The organism is Streptomyces sp. NPDC047042 (assembly GCF_040644035.1).
Taxonomy (GTDB): domain Bacteria; phylum Actinomycetota; class Actinomycetes; order Streptomycetales; family Streptomycetaceae; genus Streptomyces.
The window spans coordinates 24,531-40,085 of the sequence record NZ_JBEYVP010000017.1; the positions used below are offsets into that span (position 1 = coordinate 24,531).

Below are 15,555 nucleotides of genomic sequence, written 5' to 3' on the forward strand. Positions count from 1 at the left end.
TGAACTCATCGCCCCTGGTACTTGGCCGCGGCCTTCCGTGCCGTGCCGAGCTGCCCGTAGAGCAGGCGGCCCGGGCACTCGGTGGCGAAGCCGTCCCGGTGGCCGGAGATCACGTTCAGTCGTACGTTCTTTCCCTTTTGATAGAGATTCCCACCCCCTGACTTCAGGTATGTCTTTCCGTTCGGATTGCCCCCGAACAGCCCGAGTTTCCAGGCGGTGAGCCGAGCGATCGCGTTCACTGCCGATTTGGACGGCTTGGAGCCGGTGAAAGTTCCGAGGACGGCGATTCCCATGCTGTCGGTGTTGAATCCGAGCGTGTGTGCGCCCATCACGGGCTTCGCCGTGCCGCCGGCCCGGCCCTCGTAGATGTTTCCGCACCGGTCGACGAGGAAGTTGTAGCCGATGTCCCGCCAGCCGCTGCTCAGCACGTGGTAGCGGTAGATGCCACGGATGATGGAAGGGACCTGCGAGCACCAGTAGTTGTTGCCGGAAGCCGTGTGGTGCACGAAGGCCGCCTTCACCTTCTTCGTGTAGATGAACCCGCGTTCGCGCAGCGACTCGTCTGCGCCCCAGCCGCGGCGCAGGATGATCTTCGGGCGGGGGCCGATGTACGGCTTCATCCGGCGCTCTTCGGGTGCGAGGTTCGCGTTCTCCGACCCCGACTCTGACCCCGAGTTCGCGTTCTCCGACTCCGGGTTCGCGTTCTCCGACTCCGGATCCGTCGCCGTCGGTTCTGTGCCCGGGTCCACCAGTTCGAGGCGCAGGCCCGCGGGGAGGGGGGCTCGGGTGTCCAGTGCGCGTCCCTCGCCGTCCGCCCGTACGCGCACCTCCACGCCGTCCGAGTCGCCCACCCACAGCGGGGCCGTGGAGCCCCGGACCCGGCCTGACGTGCGTTCTGCGGAACCGGGGTCGGCCGCGTGTTCGTGGTTGTGCGTCTCGACGTCCTGCCAGCCGGACCAGCGGCCGCCGCCGGCCTCCCGGGTGCGGACCTCGACCCGGCCGTACAACTCGGTGTCCGGGTTGTCCCAGACGACGCCGACGAGCGAGAAGCGGTGTACGTCCGGCCGGTACAGGCCCTGTTCGGCGGCCGAGCCGAGGATGCGGTCGCCGGGGCGGGGGGCCAGCGGGAGCGACTGGGTGCTGCCGGGGGCAGCGGGATCGGAGGGAGCCGCCTTCGCCGGTCTTGCCTCGGCGGATCTCGCCAGGGCCGAAGCCGGGGTGACGGGCAGGGTCAACGGGAGCGCCAGGGCGGTTGCACAGACGACACCGACAGAGGAAGAAAGGTATCCACGCATGCCCCTGATCCTGGACATAGTCATACATATCTGTCCATCGATGAACTGACGATCCGTCTGGCGCGTTCGCCCGAACGGTGGTCCCGCGGGTCGGCCCGCGCCCGCCGCCCCACGTACCCTCCGCGTACCCTTGCGCGGGTGAACGCCACCGACCGCACCCCTGCCGACCTGCTGCGTTCCGCGCTCGCCGCGGACCCCGCCCGCCCCCTGGTGACCTTCTACGACGACGCCACGGGCGAACGTGTCGAATTGTCCGTGGCCACCTTCGCCAATTGGGTGGCCAAGACCGCGAATCTCCTCCAGGGCGAGCTGTCCGCCGAACCCGGCGACCGGGTCGCGCTGCTGCTGCCCGCGCACTGGCAGACGGCGGTGTGGCTGCTGGCGTGTTCGTCGGTGGGCGTCGTCGCGGACATGGCGGGCGAGCCCGGCGCCGCCGACATCGTCGTCAGCGGGCCCGACACGCTGGACACGGCACGCGCGTGTTCCGGCGAGCGGATCGCCCTCGCGCTGCGGCCGTTGGGCGGACGGTTCCCGCAGGCTCCGGCCGGCTTCGCCGACTACGCGGTGGAGGTGCCGGGACAGGGGGACCGCTTCGCGCCGTACGCGCCCGTCGATCCGGAGGCGCCCGCGCTGATCGTGGCCGGGGCGGAGTTCACGGGAGCCGAGGTCGTCGAGCGCGCCGGAGCCGACGCGGTGGGCTTCGGGCTCACCGGGCCCGGGTCCCGGTTGCTGTCGGGGCTGGGGTACGAGACCTGGGAGGGAGTGAGCGCGGGGCTGTACTCGCCGCTCGCCACCGGAGGGTCCGTCGTACTGTGCCGGCATCTGGATCAGGCGCCGGAGGACGTGGTGGCCAAGCGGGTCGAGGACGAGCGGGTGACGGCTACACGCCGCGCGTAGTTTCGCGGTTGCGGGCCTGGGGTGACTCGCCGCGCCCGCGCGGCGGAACCGCACGTCGGCATTCGTACGGGCCCGCGCCCCTGGGGGCGCTTTCCAGGGTTCGCCTCACCCCGCGTTCATCCGTTCGGCCCATCAGCAGCACCCCTCGGCCCGGTCTCCGCGTCATGGTCGAGTGGTGACCGACACCCCTGGCACCCTCGGGCCCGGCACCGGCGGCACCGCCGTCGGTCGGCGGCGCCGTTGGCTGCGGCGGGCCGCTCTCGGGGCCGGGGTGGTCTCGCTCGGCACCGTCGGGATCGGGCTCGCGGTCTACGCCAAGCTCGACGGGAACATCACGCCGGACCTCGGCGCCGCCGCCGAACTCGCCCGGTACGAGAAGGAGCGGCCCACCTCGCTCGTACGCGGGGCCCAGAACATCCTGCTCATCGGGTCCGACTCACGGGCCGGCGCCGACAACCGGAAGTACGGGCGGGACTCCGGGACCGAGCGGTCGGACACGGCCATCCTGTTGCATCTCGCCGCCGACCGGCGCAGCGCGACCGCCATGTCCCTGCCGCGCGATCTGATGGTGGACGTACCGAGCTGTCTGCGGCCGGACGGGAGCCGGAGCGAGCCCGGGTTCACGATGTTCAACCGCGCCTTCCAGCAGGGTGGTTCGGCCTGCACGATCCGTACCGTCGAAATGCTGACGGACATTCGGGTCGACCATCACATGGTGGTCGACTTCCACGGCTTCAAGGAGCTGGTCGACGCCGTCGACGGGGTCGAGGTGTGTCTGGCGAAGCCGGTCGACGACCGGGAGGCCCGGCTGCGGCTGCCCGCCGGGAAGGTGACGCTCGACGGCGAGCAGGCGCTCGGGTACGTGCGGGCGCGGAAGTCCCTCGGCAACGGGAGCGACACCTCGCGGATGGAACGGCAGCAGCGGTTTCTCGGGGCGCTCGTCAACAAGGTGCAGAGCAATGACGTCCTTCTGAATCCGGTGAAGCTCTATCCGGTGCTCGATGCCGCGACTTCCTCGCTCACCACGGATCCCGCCCTGGCCAGTCTGCGCGGTTTGTACGAATTGGTGCGCAGTATGCGCGACATCCCTGTCGGACGTGTGAGATTTCTGACCGTTCCTCGGGAGTCGTATGCCTATGACACCAATCGCGACCAGCTTGTCGAACCCGATGCCGGGCGGCTCTTCGAGCGGCTGCGGACGGACACTCCGGTGGTGGTCAGGGGGGAGAGGCCGGTTAGAAAGGGTTCCGTCGGCCCGTCTCCCGTGCCCGCTTTTCGCGGTAACACCGCCGCCGAGGACCTCTGCGGGTAAAGCGCTTGCCAAGTCGGCGAACGTTAGTTCAAGAAAATGGGTGGATTGCCCGGTGTAGGGGCGTGGAATTTGTCACCGTCGTCGCTTGACGCCCAACTGGCCGGATAGTGTGAGCGATCCGGTGCGTCAGGACACGTGTCGTGTGCACACCGGAAGACCGAGACCCGAGCGCCTTTGGAGGGGGAAAGGCGCCGCGTGGCCCCGACGGAGGATGCAGACAACCGTGGACGCGCAAGGCCGTGGGCGGGCGGACGACATCGACCCCGCAGACCAGTGGGTGCTCAACCCGAGCACCGGCGAATACGAACTGCGACTGACTCCCTCCGCACCGCAATCAGCGGTCCCGGGACCTCGTCGAGCCGCCCCCGTCACCGCGGGTGCGGGGCGCGGGCGTTCGGCGGCACCGGAGCGGGAGCAGGAACGCGAGACGCACGGGGTGCCGGGCGCACCCGGGCAGGTACCGCCGCCCAGACGGCGTCGTGGTGTGCCCGAGGAGGAGCCCCTGCCCGGGCGGCGCCGTTCGCGCGCCCCGCAGAAGAAGAAGTCGAAGGCCAAGAAAATACTGCTCTGGACGGGCGGGACCATGGCCTTCGTCATGGTGGCCGCCGCGGCGGGCGGCTATCTCTACCTCAAGCACCTCGAGGGCAACGTCACCACGACCGATGTCGGTACGGCGGGCAAGGCCGGGTTCAGCAAGGACGAGGCCTTCAACATCCTCATCATCGGTACGGACAAGCGCACCGGTGCGGGCAACGAGGCCTACGGCGACGCGGGCAGTGTCGGCCACGCGGACACGACGATTCTGCTGCACGTCTCCAAGGACCGGACGAACGCGACCGCGCTGAGCATCCCGCGTGACCTGATCGTCGACGTCCCGGACTGTCCGACAGTCCAGGAGGACGGGTCCGAGAAGATCATCCCCGGTACTCAGAACGTCCGCTTCAACACCAGTCTCGGGCAGGACGGGCGCGACCCCGGCTGCACCATGCGCACGGTGAAGGAGGTCACGGGGATCTCGCCGGACCACTTCATGATGGCCGACTTCAACGCGGTCAAGACACTGACGACGGCGGTCGGCGGGGTCGAGGTCTGTGTGACCAAGCCCGTCAACGACAAGGAGTCGAAGCTGAAGCTGCCCGCCGGCAAGTCGACGGTCGAGGGCGAGCAGGCGCTCGCCTTCGTCCGTACGCGGCACAGCTTCGGCAACCAGGGCGACCTGGACCGGATCAAGGTGCAGCAGCAGTTCCTCAGCTCGCTGATGCGCAAGATGGCCTCCGGCGACACGCTGACCAACCCGGCCAAGCTGGTGAAGCTCGCGGAGGCGGCCACCAAGGCGCTGACCGTGGACACCGGTCTCGGCAAGGTGTCCACGCTCAAGGACGTGGCGCTGGAGCTGAAGAAGGTGCCGACCAAGAACATCACCTTCATGACCGTCCCGGTGGTCGACAACCCGGCGGAGAAGGTCCGGGCGACGGTCGTCGTCGGCCCGACGGCTCCCGAGGTGTTCAACGCGATCGCCAACGACGTGTCGTTCACCGCGGTCAAGCAGCAGAAGGCGAAGGAGGCGGCCGCCGTCGCCGCCCGTCTCAAGGGCCCTCAGTCCGCCGCCGCCGACGTCCGGGTGCGGATCCTGAACGGTGGCTCCTTCAACGGCGCCGCACAGGACGCTCTCAACTACCTGCAGAATGATGAGGGCGTGAACAAGTCCGAGAACGCGGGCAACGCCTCGGTGGAGCTCGCGAAGACAACGCTGGAGTACGCGCCCGACCAGGCCGACCAGGCCCGGCGGCTGGCCGCCATCATGGGGCTGTCCGGAGCGGCGATGAAGCCCGGCAAGAGTGTGACGAACTCCCAGGGGCTGCCGACCATGACGCTGACCCTGGGCAAGGACTTCAAGGAGGCCGGCGTCTCGCTCACCGCGCCGGCGAAGGCGCCGACCGTGCAGGGACAGTCCACGGCGGACAAGGCGCAGTGCGCCAGCTGAGCACGTACATCGGCTGAGTACATCGGCCGAGTACACCGTCTGCGTACGTCGGCAGCGAACGTCGGCTGTCCGATGGGCGTCTGCGCCAGATGTTTTGGTGCGCCGGTTGACCTGACAGGCCTGTCTCGCGTCCTACAGGGCGCGAGACAGGCCTGTTCGGCGGCGGCGGCAAGGGTGGGGAGGCAGGGAATGACACAGAGCAGTGTGCACGGGGAGGGGACGCGGTCACGCGTCCGGCCTGCTCGGGTTCCGGGGCAGAGAGACGGTTCGCACGAGGAGGGGAGCGACGCCGGGGACGGGGGCGGCGACGCGTCCGGCGACGGTGGCAGCGGCGGCGGTCCGGGCGGAAAAGGGCGACGGGCCGGCAAGCACAGGCTGCTGCGCTGGTCGGCGGTGACCCTCGCGGTGCTGATACTCGGCACGGCCGGTGTCGGATACCTGTACTACGAACATCTGAACAGCAACATCCAGAAGGGCAGGCGCGACAGCGGCGGCGACTCCAAGGCGCGGAAGACCGAGCCGAACGCGGCCGGGCAGACCCCGCTGAACATCCTGCTGATCGGCTCGGACAGCCGTAACTCCGACGCCAACGTGTCGCTGGGCGGTGACCGGGACAACCGGGGCAACCCGCCGCTGGGCGACGTCCAGATGCTGGTCCACGTCTCCGCCGACCGCAAGAGCGCGGCCGTGGTGAGCATCCCGCGTGACACCCGCGTCGACATCCCGAAGTGCACGGACCCCGACACCGGGGAGAAGTTCGCGGCGACCAACGCCATCATCAACACGTCACTGGCCCGGGGCGGCGCCGGCTGCACGCTGGCCACCTGGCAGGACCTCACCGGGGTCTACATCGACCACTGGATGACGATCGACTTCGCCGGCGTGGTGAAGATGGCCGACGCCATCGGAGGCGTCGAGGTCTGCGTGAACCAGAACGTGTGGGACCGTCCGCTGCCGGGCGTGTCCGGCGGGTCCGGGCTCAAGCTCACGGCCGGCAAGCACAAGGTGCAGGGCAAGCAGGCGCTGCAGTGGCTGCGTACCCGGCACGCCTTCTACAGCGACCTGGGGCGCGCCAAGGCCCAGCACATGTACATGAACTCGATGATCCGCACGCTGAAGGCGCAGAACGTCTTCACGGACGCCGGGCGGCTCACCGGTCTGGCCGAGGCAGCCACCAAGTCCCTGACGGTGTCCGAGGAACTCGGCTCGGTCAAGGAGCTGTACGACCTGGGCATGCAGCTCAAGTCGGTGCCGACCGACCGCATCACGATGACGACGATCCCGACCGTCGTGGACCCCGAGAACCCGAACCACCTGGTGACGGCCGACGCCGACGCCGAGCAGATGTGGACGATGCTCCGCGACGACATCGCCTTCGACGACAAGGGCGGAGCCGCGTCCAAGGCCCCGAAGGCGACGGCCTCGGCGACCGCCCCGACCGACTCCGCGGCCGACCCCGGCGAGATCGGCGTCCTCGTGCAGAACGGCACGCGTACGGCCACCCTCGCCGCGGCGGGCGGCCGGGCGAAGGCGATCAGCCAGATCCTCGCGGGCAAGGGCTTCACGAACGCGGCGGCGGACACCTCCGGTTCGCTGTCCGTGGAGAAGACGGTCGTGCGCTACCCGAGCGCGGACCTCGCGGGCGATGCCCAGCTGGTCGCCAAGTCCCTGGGGATTCCGGCGAGTTCGGTGAAGAAGTCGACGGACGTCTCCGGTGTGACGGTGACCGTGGGCGCCGACTGGCGTGAGGGCACGGCGTATCCGAAGGAGGAGGCGCCGAAGGCCGGCCAACTGCCCGAGACCGCCGACAAGGTGGTCGGTTCGGACACCGGCGCGTGCATGGATGTGTACGCGCCCTATCGCTGGTAACCGGTCGGCGAACAGACGAGTCGGGGGCCTGCCGTCGTATGACGGCGGGCCCCCGACTCGTCGTGTTTCAGGCCGCGTTCGCGCCGTCCAGGACCGCCGGCCGTCGGGCCGCGATCACCTTCCTGGCAAGCGACTTGGGGCTCGTCAAAAAGCCCCAGCCCCAGCACATGTGCATCGTGGCGAGGGCGACGGGGATCTGCAGCCGGGCCTTCAGCGACAGGCCCTTGCCCGCCGGGACCGAGCCGGCCGTGATCGCCGCGAGGTAGCCGCCGGGCACCAGGAAGGCCCACGGGGTCAGTACGGCGCCGAGCAGCACGCCCGCCGCTATCGCGAGCACGGCGGTGGGCGGGGCGAGGTAGCGCACGTTGATGGAACCCTCGTGGTAGCGGGCCACGACATGGCGCCAACGGCCGTAGTCCTTGTACTGCTTGGCCAGCGCGCGCACGGAGGGCCTCGGCCGGTACGACACCCGCAGCTCGGGCGAGAACCAGATGAGGCCGCCCGCCTCCCGGATGCGGAAGTTCAGCTCCCAGTCCTGGGCGCGGATGAACTCCACGTTGTAGCCGCCCTGTTGCTCGAGGGCGGCGCGCCGGAAGACCCCGAGGTACACGGTCTCGGCGGGCCCGGCCACGCCCCCCGTGTGGAAGGCGGCGTTGCCGACCCCGATCTTCGAGGTCATCGCGGCGGCCACCGCGTGCTCCCAGGCGTTCTCGCCCTCGGCGTGCATGATCCCGCCGACGTTCTGCGCGCCGGTCTCGTCGAGGAGACGTACGGCGGTCGCGATGTAGTCGGGCGAGAGCATGCCGTGCCCGTCGACGCGTACGACGACGGGGTGCCGGGAGGCCTTGATCGCGGCGTTCAGCGCGGCGGGCGTACGGCCGGTCGGGTTGGGGACCGTGTGGACGCGCTTGCTCGTACCGGCCGTTTCGCGGACCAGCTCGGCGGCGATCTCGTCCGTGCGGTCCGTGGACGGACCGAGGGCGATGACGACCTCCATCTCGCCGGCGTACTCCTGGGCGAGGATCGCTTGGACGGCTCCGCGCAGATGCCGCTCCTCGTTGAGGACGGGCATGATCACGGACACGGCGGGCGGCTGCACGTCGGGCTTGGCGTTCATAGGGGGCTCACGTTACCGCGAACGGGGGACACCGACGCGCGCCGACCGTCCCCTGACCCGGGCCGCAGATCGTATGGGCCTACGGTGCTCACGGATCGCACGTTCGGCCCACTCCCCCCTCCCTTGCCTCCCCTCCTCCCTCCCCTTTCCCCCGGCCAGCCTTCGCGGAGGTGTCCCCCCATGCCCGCGTCCCCCGCACCCCCCGCATCTCCCCGCTCCCCCGGTTCCCCGCAGCGCCGGCCACGGCCGTCGTCCGGGCGCCCGCGTCCGCCCGTACGGCGGAAGAAGCCTCGTTGGGCCATGCGGGCGGTGACGACGCTGTCCGTCGTGGTGCTCGCCGCCGCCGGGATCGGGCACGCGGTGGTGTCCAGCCTCGACGCCGACATCGCCCGCGTCGATCCCTTCAAGGACATGAAGAACCGTCCCCGTGCCGGTCACGGCATGAACGTGCTGCTGGTCGGCACGGACGGGCGGGACGGGATCAGCGAGGCCGAGCGGCGCCGGTTCCGGCTCGGGGGCGCGCCCTGCCACTGCACCGACACGATGATGATCGTGCACATCTCGGAGGACCGGGAGCGGGCGAGCGTGGTCAGCCTGCCGCGCGACTCGTACGCCGAGACGCCCCCGCACACCGACCGGATCAGCGGGCAGCGGCACGGCGGACACGTCATCAAGCTGAACGCGGCGTACGCGGAGGGCGGCCCGAACCTCACCGTGCGGACGGTCGAGCAGATGACGCATCTGAAGATCGACCACTATCTGGAGATCGACTTCATCAGCTTCATGAAGACGGTCGATGTGCTGGGCGGAGTCGAGATCTGCACGCCCAAGCCGCTGAAGGACTCGTACACCGGGCTGGATCTGGCCGCCGGGACGCATGACCTGAGCGGCGGACAGGCCCTGCAGTACGTGCGCGCCCGGCACGCCGACGGGTCCTCCGACCTGGGTCGGATGCAGCGCCAGCAACGGTTCATGGCGGCGCTCATCGCCCAGTCGACGTCGTCCGGTGTGCTGCTGAACCCGATGAAGTTCCGGGACATCACCCGGGCGGTGCTCGGCTCGGTGCGGGCGGACAAGGAGTTCGGCACCGGCGAACTCCTCGACCTCGGGCGGGCCATGCGGAACTTCTCCCCGGCGTCCTCCGAGTTCACGACCGTGCCGATCGGGCGGATGGGGTACGCCGTGAAGGGCATCGGTTCGACGCTGAAGTGGGACGCGGCGAAGACGGGACGGCTGTTCCGGGCCCTGCGGGAGGACGAGCCGCTGTCGGTGCGGCGCAGCACCGGGGGCGGCGGGGGCGGCGGGAAGAGCGGTGCGCCGGCCCGGGTCGAGGTGGCGCCGCAGCAGATCCGGGTGCAGGTCGAGAACGGGACACTCACCGCCGGGCTGGGACGCAAGGTCGATCAGGCGCTGGCCGCGACCGGGTTCCGCACCACTCGGGTGCCGGTGAACGCGCGGGACCGGGAGACGCACCGGACGGTGATCACGTACGACCCCCGGTGGGACCGCTCCGCGAAGTCCCTGGCGGCGGCGTTGCCGGGGAGTTCGCTGCGGTCGGTGCCGGGGCAGGGTCCGGTGCTGAAGGTGATCGTCGGGGCGGACCATCAGGGCGTGCGGAAGGTGCGGGTGGGCGAGTTCGGGGTGAGTACCGGGGATCAGGCGGGGTGCCGGTGAGGACCTCGGGGGCGGGGACGACAGCCACGTCGTCCCCGTCCCCTCAGTCGTCCAGGCCCTCCGCCGCTCTCCGTTCCCGGAGTTCCACGATCGCCCTTCGCCGGGCCAGGCGGTGCGTGCGGCGGATCTGGGCCTCCTGATACCGGCGCTCGTCGCGTTCCGTCTCCGGGAGGACCGGCGGGACGCGGCGGGGCCTGCCGTCGGCGTCGACCGCCGCGAAGACCAGGTACGCCGACCCGACCTGGGTCGCCGGCGCCGACTCGTTCCAGCGCTCGGCGAGGACCCGTACCCCGACCTCCATGGAGGTCCGGCCGGTCCAGTTGACCTGGGCCTTCACATGGACCAGGTCGCCCACCCTGACCGGTTCCAGGAACGCCATCTCGTCCATCGACGCCGTGACGGCGGGCCCGCCGCTGTGCCGGCCGGCCACCGCGCCCGCCGCGTCGTCGACGAGTTTCATGATCACACCGCCGTGCACCGTACCCAGGAGGTTGGTGTCGGCGTGGGTCATGATGTGGCTGAGGGTGGTCCGGGAGGCGGAGGTCGGCTTGCCCGGGGGCGCCTCTTCCGCCCTTGTGGCCTGGTCTGTCATGGCGACCACCCTATGTCGGACGTACACCTGGGCGATTTGTGTCAGCTTCGCAACAGCCGTGCTCCTAATTTCCTTCGACCCTTGTAAAGGGCATGGCCCGGCACTGCACACTGGTCCGCATGAACGATTGGCCCGACGCGTGGTCCGACGACAACCGCACCAACCGCTACGGACGCGGCAGCGCGAACGCACAGCCCGAGAGTGCGCGCGTGATGCGGCAGGTCCAGCGCGGCCAAGGCGGCCCCTACGCCCAGAACCCCGCCGCTCCGCCGTACGGCGGCGGGGTGCCTCAGCAGCAGCAGTACGCCGGTGATCAGAGCCAGGACCCGTACGGGAACGGAAACGGGGGCGGCTATGACAGCGGCTATAACACCGGCCAGGTCTACGGCGGCGCCCCGAGCGGCGGCGGACCTGGCGGCGGGCCGGCCGGGCCCGGTGCGATGAGCGGCCCGCGCCCCGCGCCGAACTGGCGCAAGCGCATCAAGTGGACCGCGATCACCGTGGTCACCCTGCTGGTCGTGGTGTCCGTCGGTACGTACTTCTGGGCCGACTCCAAGCTGAACCGCCAGGTCGACCTGTCCAAGGTGATCGACCGGCCCGACGGCGGCAAGGGCACCAACTACCTGATCGTCGGTTCCGACAGCCGTGAGGGCATGTCGGCCGAGGAGAAGAAGGCGCTGCACACCGGGTCCGCCGAGGGCAAGCGCACGGACTCGATGATGATCCTGCACACCGGCGACAACGGCCCGACGCTCATCTCCCTCCCCCGTGACTCGGACGTGGAGATCCCGTCGTTCGTGGGCTCGGAGTCCGGCAAGACGTACAAGGGCACCGGCAAGCACACCAAGCTGAACGCGGCGTACGCCACGGACGGGCCCGAACTCCTTGTGCGTACCGTCGAGTTCAACACCGGTCTGCGGATCGACCACTACGTGGAGATCGGCTTCGCCGGCTTCGCGAACATCGTGGACGCGGTCGGCGGCGTGGAGCTGACCATCCCCAAGGGCGGGATGAAGGACACCAAGTCGGGCGCGAACTTCGCGGCGGGCGAGCAGACCCTCAACGGCGAACAGGCCCTGGCCTTCGTCCGTACCCGGTACGCCCTCGCGGGCAGCGACCTCGACCGTACGAAGAACCAGCAGAAGTTCCTCGCGGCGCTGGCGAGCCAGACCGCGACGCCGGGCACGATCCTGAACCCGTTCAAGCTGTACCCGACGATGAGCGCGGGCCTCGACACCCTGATCGTCGACAAGGACATGAGCCTGTTCGACCTGGCCGACATGTTCTGGGCGATGAAGGGTGTGACGGGCGGCGACGGCAAGTCCATGAACATGCCGATCTCGGGCTCGACCGGCGGCAACCTCGTCTGGGACAAGACGAAGGTGAAGACGCTGGTGAACGAGCTGAAGAACGACGAGAAGGTCACCGTCTCGGGCAACTGAGCGAAGACGCCGTGCGCCCCCTGCCTCGACTGACGGGCAGGGGGCGCACGGCGTTTCAGAGGCCTTACGGCAGGTTGCGGGCCATCACGATCCGCTGGACCTGGTTCGTGCCCTCATAGATCTGCGTGATCTTGGCGTCACGCATCATGCGCTCCACCGGGTAGTCACGGGTGTAGCCGTAGCCGCCGAGCAGCTGGACCGCGTCCGTGGTGACCTCCATCGCCACGTCCGAGGCGAAGCACTTCGCCGCCGCGCCCTGGAAGGTCAGGTCGGCGTCACCGCGCTCCGACTTGGCGGCGGCGGCGTACGTCAGCTGGCGCGCGGCCTCGATCTTCATGGCCATGTCGGCGAGCATGAACTGGATGCCCTGGAAGTCGGCGATCGGCTTGCCGAACTGCTTGCGCTCCTTGACGTACCCCTTGGCGTAGTCGAGGGCGCCCTGTGCGATGCCCAGGGCCTGCGCCGCGATCGTGATGCGGGTGTGGTCCAGCGTCTTCATCGCGGTGGCGAAGCCGGTGCCCTCCTCGCCGATCATGCGGTCGGCCGGGATGCGCACGTTGTCGAGGTAGACCTCGCGGGTCGGGCTGCCCTTGATGCCGAGCTTCTTCTCCGGGGCACCGAAGGAGACGCCCTCGTCGGACTTCTCGACGACGAACGCCGAGATGCCCTTGCTGCGCTTGGTGGGGTCGGTCACGGCCATCACCGTGTAGTACTCGGACTCGCCCGCGTTGGTGATCCAGCGCTTCACGCCGTTGAGGACCCAGAAGTCCCCGTCGCGGACCGCCTTCGTCTTCATGCCGGCCGCGTCCGAGCCCGCGTCGGGCTCCGAGAGGCAGTACGAGAACATGCCGTCGCCCTTGGCGAGCGGTGTCATGTACTTCTTCTTCAGCTCCTCCGAGCCGGAGAGGATCACGGGGAGGGAGCCGAGCTTGTTGACGGCGGGGATCAGGGACGAGGACGCGCAGACGCGCGCCACCTCCTCGATCACGATCACCGTCGCCAGCGCGTCCGCGCCCGCGCCGCCGTACGACTCGGGTACGTGCACCGCGTGCAGGTCGGCCGCGACGAGCGCGTCGTGGGCCTCCTGGGGGAAACGTGCTTCCTCGTCCACCGCGGCGGCGTACGGCAAGATCTTCGCCTCGGCCAGGGAGCGGATCGCGTCACGGAGCATGTCGTGCTCCTCGGACGGGCGGTACAGGTCGAAATCAGCCGATCCGGCCAAGGTCTCTCACGCTCCAAAGACGCTGTATCAATTGACGCTAACTACCGTTAAGTAACCCAGTCGGTAATCCAAATTTTAAGGCCTGCCCACCGGAGTGAGACGTGAGCTTGGCGACAGAGTCAATTGTGCCCGGGGAAGGCCCGCGCCGGCCCTCCTCCGGCCCGCGGCTATGCTCGCCATCGCCCGCCCGACCGCCCCCACGCGACACCCCAGGAGCACCCATGGCTCTCAAGATCACCGTGATCGGCACCGGATATCTCGGCGCCACCCACGCCGCCGCCATGGCAGAGCTCGGTTTCGAGGTGCTGGGACTCGACGTCGTCGAGGAGAAGGTCGACCTGCTGCGGCGCGCGAAGGCCCCCATGTACGAGCCCGGGCTCGACGAACTGCTGCGCAAGCATGTCGCCGGGATCGAGGGTTCCACCGGCCGGCTGCGCTTCACCACGGACTGGGCCGAGGTGGGCGCCTTCGGCGACATCCACTTCGTCTGCGTGAACACCCCGCAGAAGCACGGTGAGTACGCCAGCGACATGTCGTACGTCGACGCCGCGATCGAGTCCCTCGCCCCGCACCTCACCGCGCCCACCCTGGTCGTCGGCAAGTCGACCGTGCCCGTCGGCTCGGCGGACCGGCTCGCCCGGACGATCTCCGGGCTGGCGCCGGCCGGCGCGGACGCGGAGCTGGCCTGGAACCCGGAGTTCCTGCGGGAGGGCTTCGCCGTCCAGGACACGCTGCACCCGGACCGGCTGGTGGTCGGCGTACGGAGCGAGCGGGCCGAGAAGCTGCTGCGCGAGGTGTACGCGACGCCGATCGAGGAGGGGACGCCGTTCGTCGTCACCGACTTCCCGACGGCCGAGCTGGTGAAGACGTCCGCGAACTCCTTCCTGGCCACCAAGATCTCGTTCATCAACGCGATGGCGGAGGTCTGCGAGGCCGCCGACGGGGATGTGGCGAAGCTGGCGGAGGCCATCGGGTACGACGACCGGATCGGCAAGAAGTTCCTGCGGGCCGGGATCGGGTTCGGGGGCGGCTGTCTGCCCAAGGACATCCGGGCGTTCATGGCACGCGCGGGTGAGCTGGGCGCCGACCAGGCGCTGACCTTCCTGCGCGAGATCGACTCGATCAACATGCGTCAGCGCGGCCAGATGGTGGAGCTGGCCCGGCAGGCGCTGGGCGGCGGGCCGTTCCTCGGCAAGCGGGTCGCGGTGCTCGGCGCCACCTTCAAGCCCGACTCGGACGACGTCCGCGACTCGCCGGCCCTCAACGTCGCCGGGCAGATCCACCTCCAGGGCGGCCAGGTGACGGTGTACGACCCGAAGGGCATGGCCAACGCCCGGCGCCTCTTCCCGACGCTCGCTTACGCCGACACGGCCCTGGAGGCGGTCCGGGGCGCCGACGCCGTACTGCACCTGACGGAGTGGCGTGAATTCCGCGAGCTGGACCCGGCGACGCTGGGCGAGGCGGTGTCCCACCGCCTGATCCTGGACGGCCGCAACGCCCTCGACCCGGAGGCGTGGCGGAAGGCCGGGTGGACGTACCGTGCGATGGGCCGCCCCACGGCCTGACGGCAACGGCCGCGCCCGGCCACCACGGTCCACCGCGCGACCGACACCGCCCCAACTCGGGACACCGGGCCCCCGCGGGGGCCAGGGCCCGCTCCGGACACCACCCGCTCAGACACCGGGGCCGTTCGAGGACACGGGTCCGTCCGGGAGCACCAGGTCCCTTCCGGACACCGGCCTGCCCGGGCACAGCAGCCCGCTCCGAACACCGGCCCGACTCGGGACACCGGGCCCCCGCGGGGGCCAGGGCCCGCTTCGGACACCACCCGCTCAGACACCGGGACCGTTCGAGAACACGGGTCCGTCCGGGAACACCAGGTCCCTTCCGGACACCGGCCTGCCCGGGCACAGCAGCCCGCTCCGAACACCGGCCCGCCCGAAGACACCAGCCCCTTCGAAGACACCGGCATGCTCAGGGACACCAGCATGCTCGGGGACACCCGCCCGCTCGAAGACACCCGGCCCGGCGGGGACACCCGCCCGCTCGAAGACACCCGGTCCGGCGGGGACACCCGCCCGTTCGAGGACACCGGTCCGGCCGAGGCTCAGTCGGCCGGACCGGTGCCGGGTCCATTCTCCACATCCCGGC

At 69.8% G+C, this 15,555-nt stretch carries 11 protein-coding genes; 7 read left to right on the forward strand and 4 right to left on the reverse strand.

Annotation, left to right across the window (positions count from 1 at the left end; genetic code table 11):
- Positions 1-5: 5 nt before the first annotated feature.
- Positions 6-1,295, reverse strand: a complete 1,290-nt coding sequence (locus tag ABZ855_RS20810) for a peptidoglycan recognition protein (RefSeq protein ID WP_360808811.1) — start codon at positions 1,293-1,295, stop codon at positions 6-8.
- Positions 1,296-1,433: 138 nt separating this feature from the next.
- Here ABZ855_RS20810 and ABZ855_RS20815 point away from each other — a divergent pair, with 138 nt between their 5' ends.
- From ABZ855_RS20815 to ABZ855_RS20830, 4 genes are all read left to right on the forward strand, one after another.
- Positions 1,434-2,192: a TIGR03089 family protein gene (locus ABZ855_RS20815; RefSeq protein ID WP_360808813.1), complete on the forward strand. Its 759-nt coding sequence runs from the start codon at positions 1,434-1,436 to the stop codon at positions 2,190-2,192.
- A gap of 175 nt (positions 2,193-2,367) precedes the next feature.
- The gene (locus tag ABZ855_RS20820; RefSeq protein WP_360808815.1) at positions 2,368-3,504 is read left to right on the forward strand and encodes an LCP family protein; all 1,137 of its coding nucleotides are present in this window, start codon (positions 2,368-2,370) and stop codon (positions 3,502-3,504) included.
- A 223-nt stretch (positions 3,505-3,727) separates the two neighbouring features.
- The gene (locus ABZ855_RS20825) at positions 3,728-5,488 is read left to right on the forward strand and encodes an LCP family protein (protein WP_360808817.1); all 1,761 of its coding nucleotides are present in this window, start codon (positions 3,728-3,730) and stop codon (positions 5,486-5,488) included.
- Between the two features lie 189 nt (positions 5,489-5,677).
- Positions 5,678-7,357, forward strand: coding sequence for an LCP family protein (locus ABZ855_RS20830; protein WP_360808819.1), 1,680 nt, complete (start codon positions 5,678-5,680; stop codon positions 7,355-7,357).
- Positions 7,358-7,424: 67 nt separating this feature from the next.
- On the opposite strand, the gene ABZ855_RS20835 is transcribed toward ABZ855_RS20830, so the two are convergent.
- A complete protein-coding gene (locus ABZ855_RS20835) occupies positions 7,425-8,474 on the reverse strand; it encodes a glycosyltransferase family 2 protein (RefSeq protein WP_360808820.1) in 1,050 nt (349 codons plus the stop codon).
- Between the two features lie 180 nt (positions 8,475-8,654).
- Here ABZ855_RS20835 and ABZ855_RS20840 point away from each other — a divergent pair, with 180 nt between their 5' ends.
- Entirely contained in the window at positions 8,655-10,148 is a 1,494-nt protein-coding gene (locus ABZ855_RS20840) for an LCP family protein (RefSeq protein WP_360808822.1), read from the forward strand.
- Between the two features lie 43 nt (positions 10,149-10,191).
- Here ABZ855_RS20840 and ABZ855_RS20845 read toward each other — a convergent pair whose 3' ends face one another.
- Complete coding sequence (locus ABZ855_RS20845; RefSeq protein ID WP_360808824.1) at positions 10,192-10,740, reverse strand: acyl-CoA thioesterase; 549 nt, start codon at positions 10,738-10,740, stop codon at positions 10,192-10,194.
- A gap of 119 nt (positions 10,741-10,859) precedes the next feature.
- Here ABZ855_RS20845 and ABZ855_RS20850 point away from each other — a divergent pair, with 119 nt between their 5' ends.
- A complete protein-coding gene (locus ABZ855_RS20850; protein ID WP_360808826.1) occupies positions 10,860-12,182 on the forward strand; it encodes an LCP family protein in 1,323 nt (440 codons plus the stop codon).
- Between the two features lie 64 nt (positions 12,183-12,246).
- Here the strand turns inward: ABZ855_RS20850 and ABZ855_RS20855 are convergent, their stop codons facing one another.
- Positions 12,247-13,404, reverse strand: a complete 1,158-nt coding sequence (locus tag ABZ855_RS20855) for an acyl-CoA dehydrogenase family protein (RefSeq protein WP_360808828.1) — start codon at positions 13,402-13,404, stop codon at positions 12,247-12,249.
- 221 nt (positions 13,405-13,625) lie between these two features.
- On the opposite strand from ABZ855_RS20855, the gene ABZ855_RS20860 reads away from it, so the two are divergent.
- Entirely contained in the window at positions 13,626-14,969 is a 1,344-nt protein-coding gene (locus ABZ855_RS20860) for a UDP-glucose/GDP-mannose dehydrogenase family protein (protein WP_360808830.1), read from the forward strand.
- Positions 14,970-15,555: the final 586 nt, after the last annotated feature.

Excerpts from the sequence above, each read along its gene's own strand:
- ABZ855_RS20810 (WP_360808811.1), bottom strand. The coding sequence starts at position 1,295 with ATGCGTGGATACCTTTCTTCCTCTGTCGGTGTCGTCTGTGCAACCGCC.
- ABZ855_RS20830 (WP_360808819.1), top strand. The coding sequence starts at position 5,678 with ATGACACAGAGCAGTGTGCACGGGGAGGGGACGCGGTCACGCGTCCGG.
- ABZ855_RS20835 (WP_360808820.1), bottom strand. The coding sequence starts at position 8,474 with ATGAACGCCAAGCCCGACGTGCAGCCGCCCGCCGTGTCCGTGATCATG.
- ABZ855_RS20840 (WP_360808822.1), top strand. The coding sequence starts at position 8,655 with ATGCCCGCGTCCCCCGCACCCCCCGCATCTCCCCGCTCCCCCGGTTCC.
- ABZ855_RS20845 (WP_360808824.1), bottom strand. The coding sequence starts at position 10,740 with ATGACAGACCAGGCCACAAGGGCGGAAGAGGCGCCCCCGGGCAAGCCG.
- ABZ855_RS20850 (WP_360808826.1), top strand. The coding sequence starts at position 10,860 with ATGAACGATTGGCCCGACGCGTGGTCCGACGACAACCGCACCAACCGC.
- ABZ855_RS20860 (WP_360808830.1), top strand. The coding sequence starts at position 13,626 with ATGGCTCTCAAGATCACCGTGATCGGCACCGGATATCTCGGCGCCACC.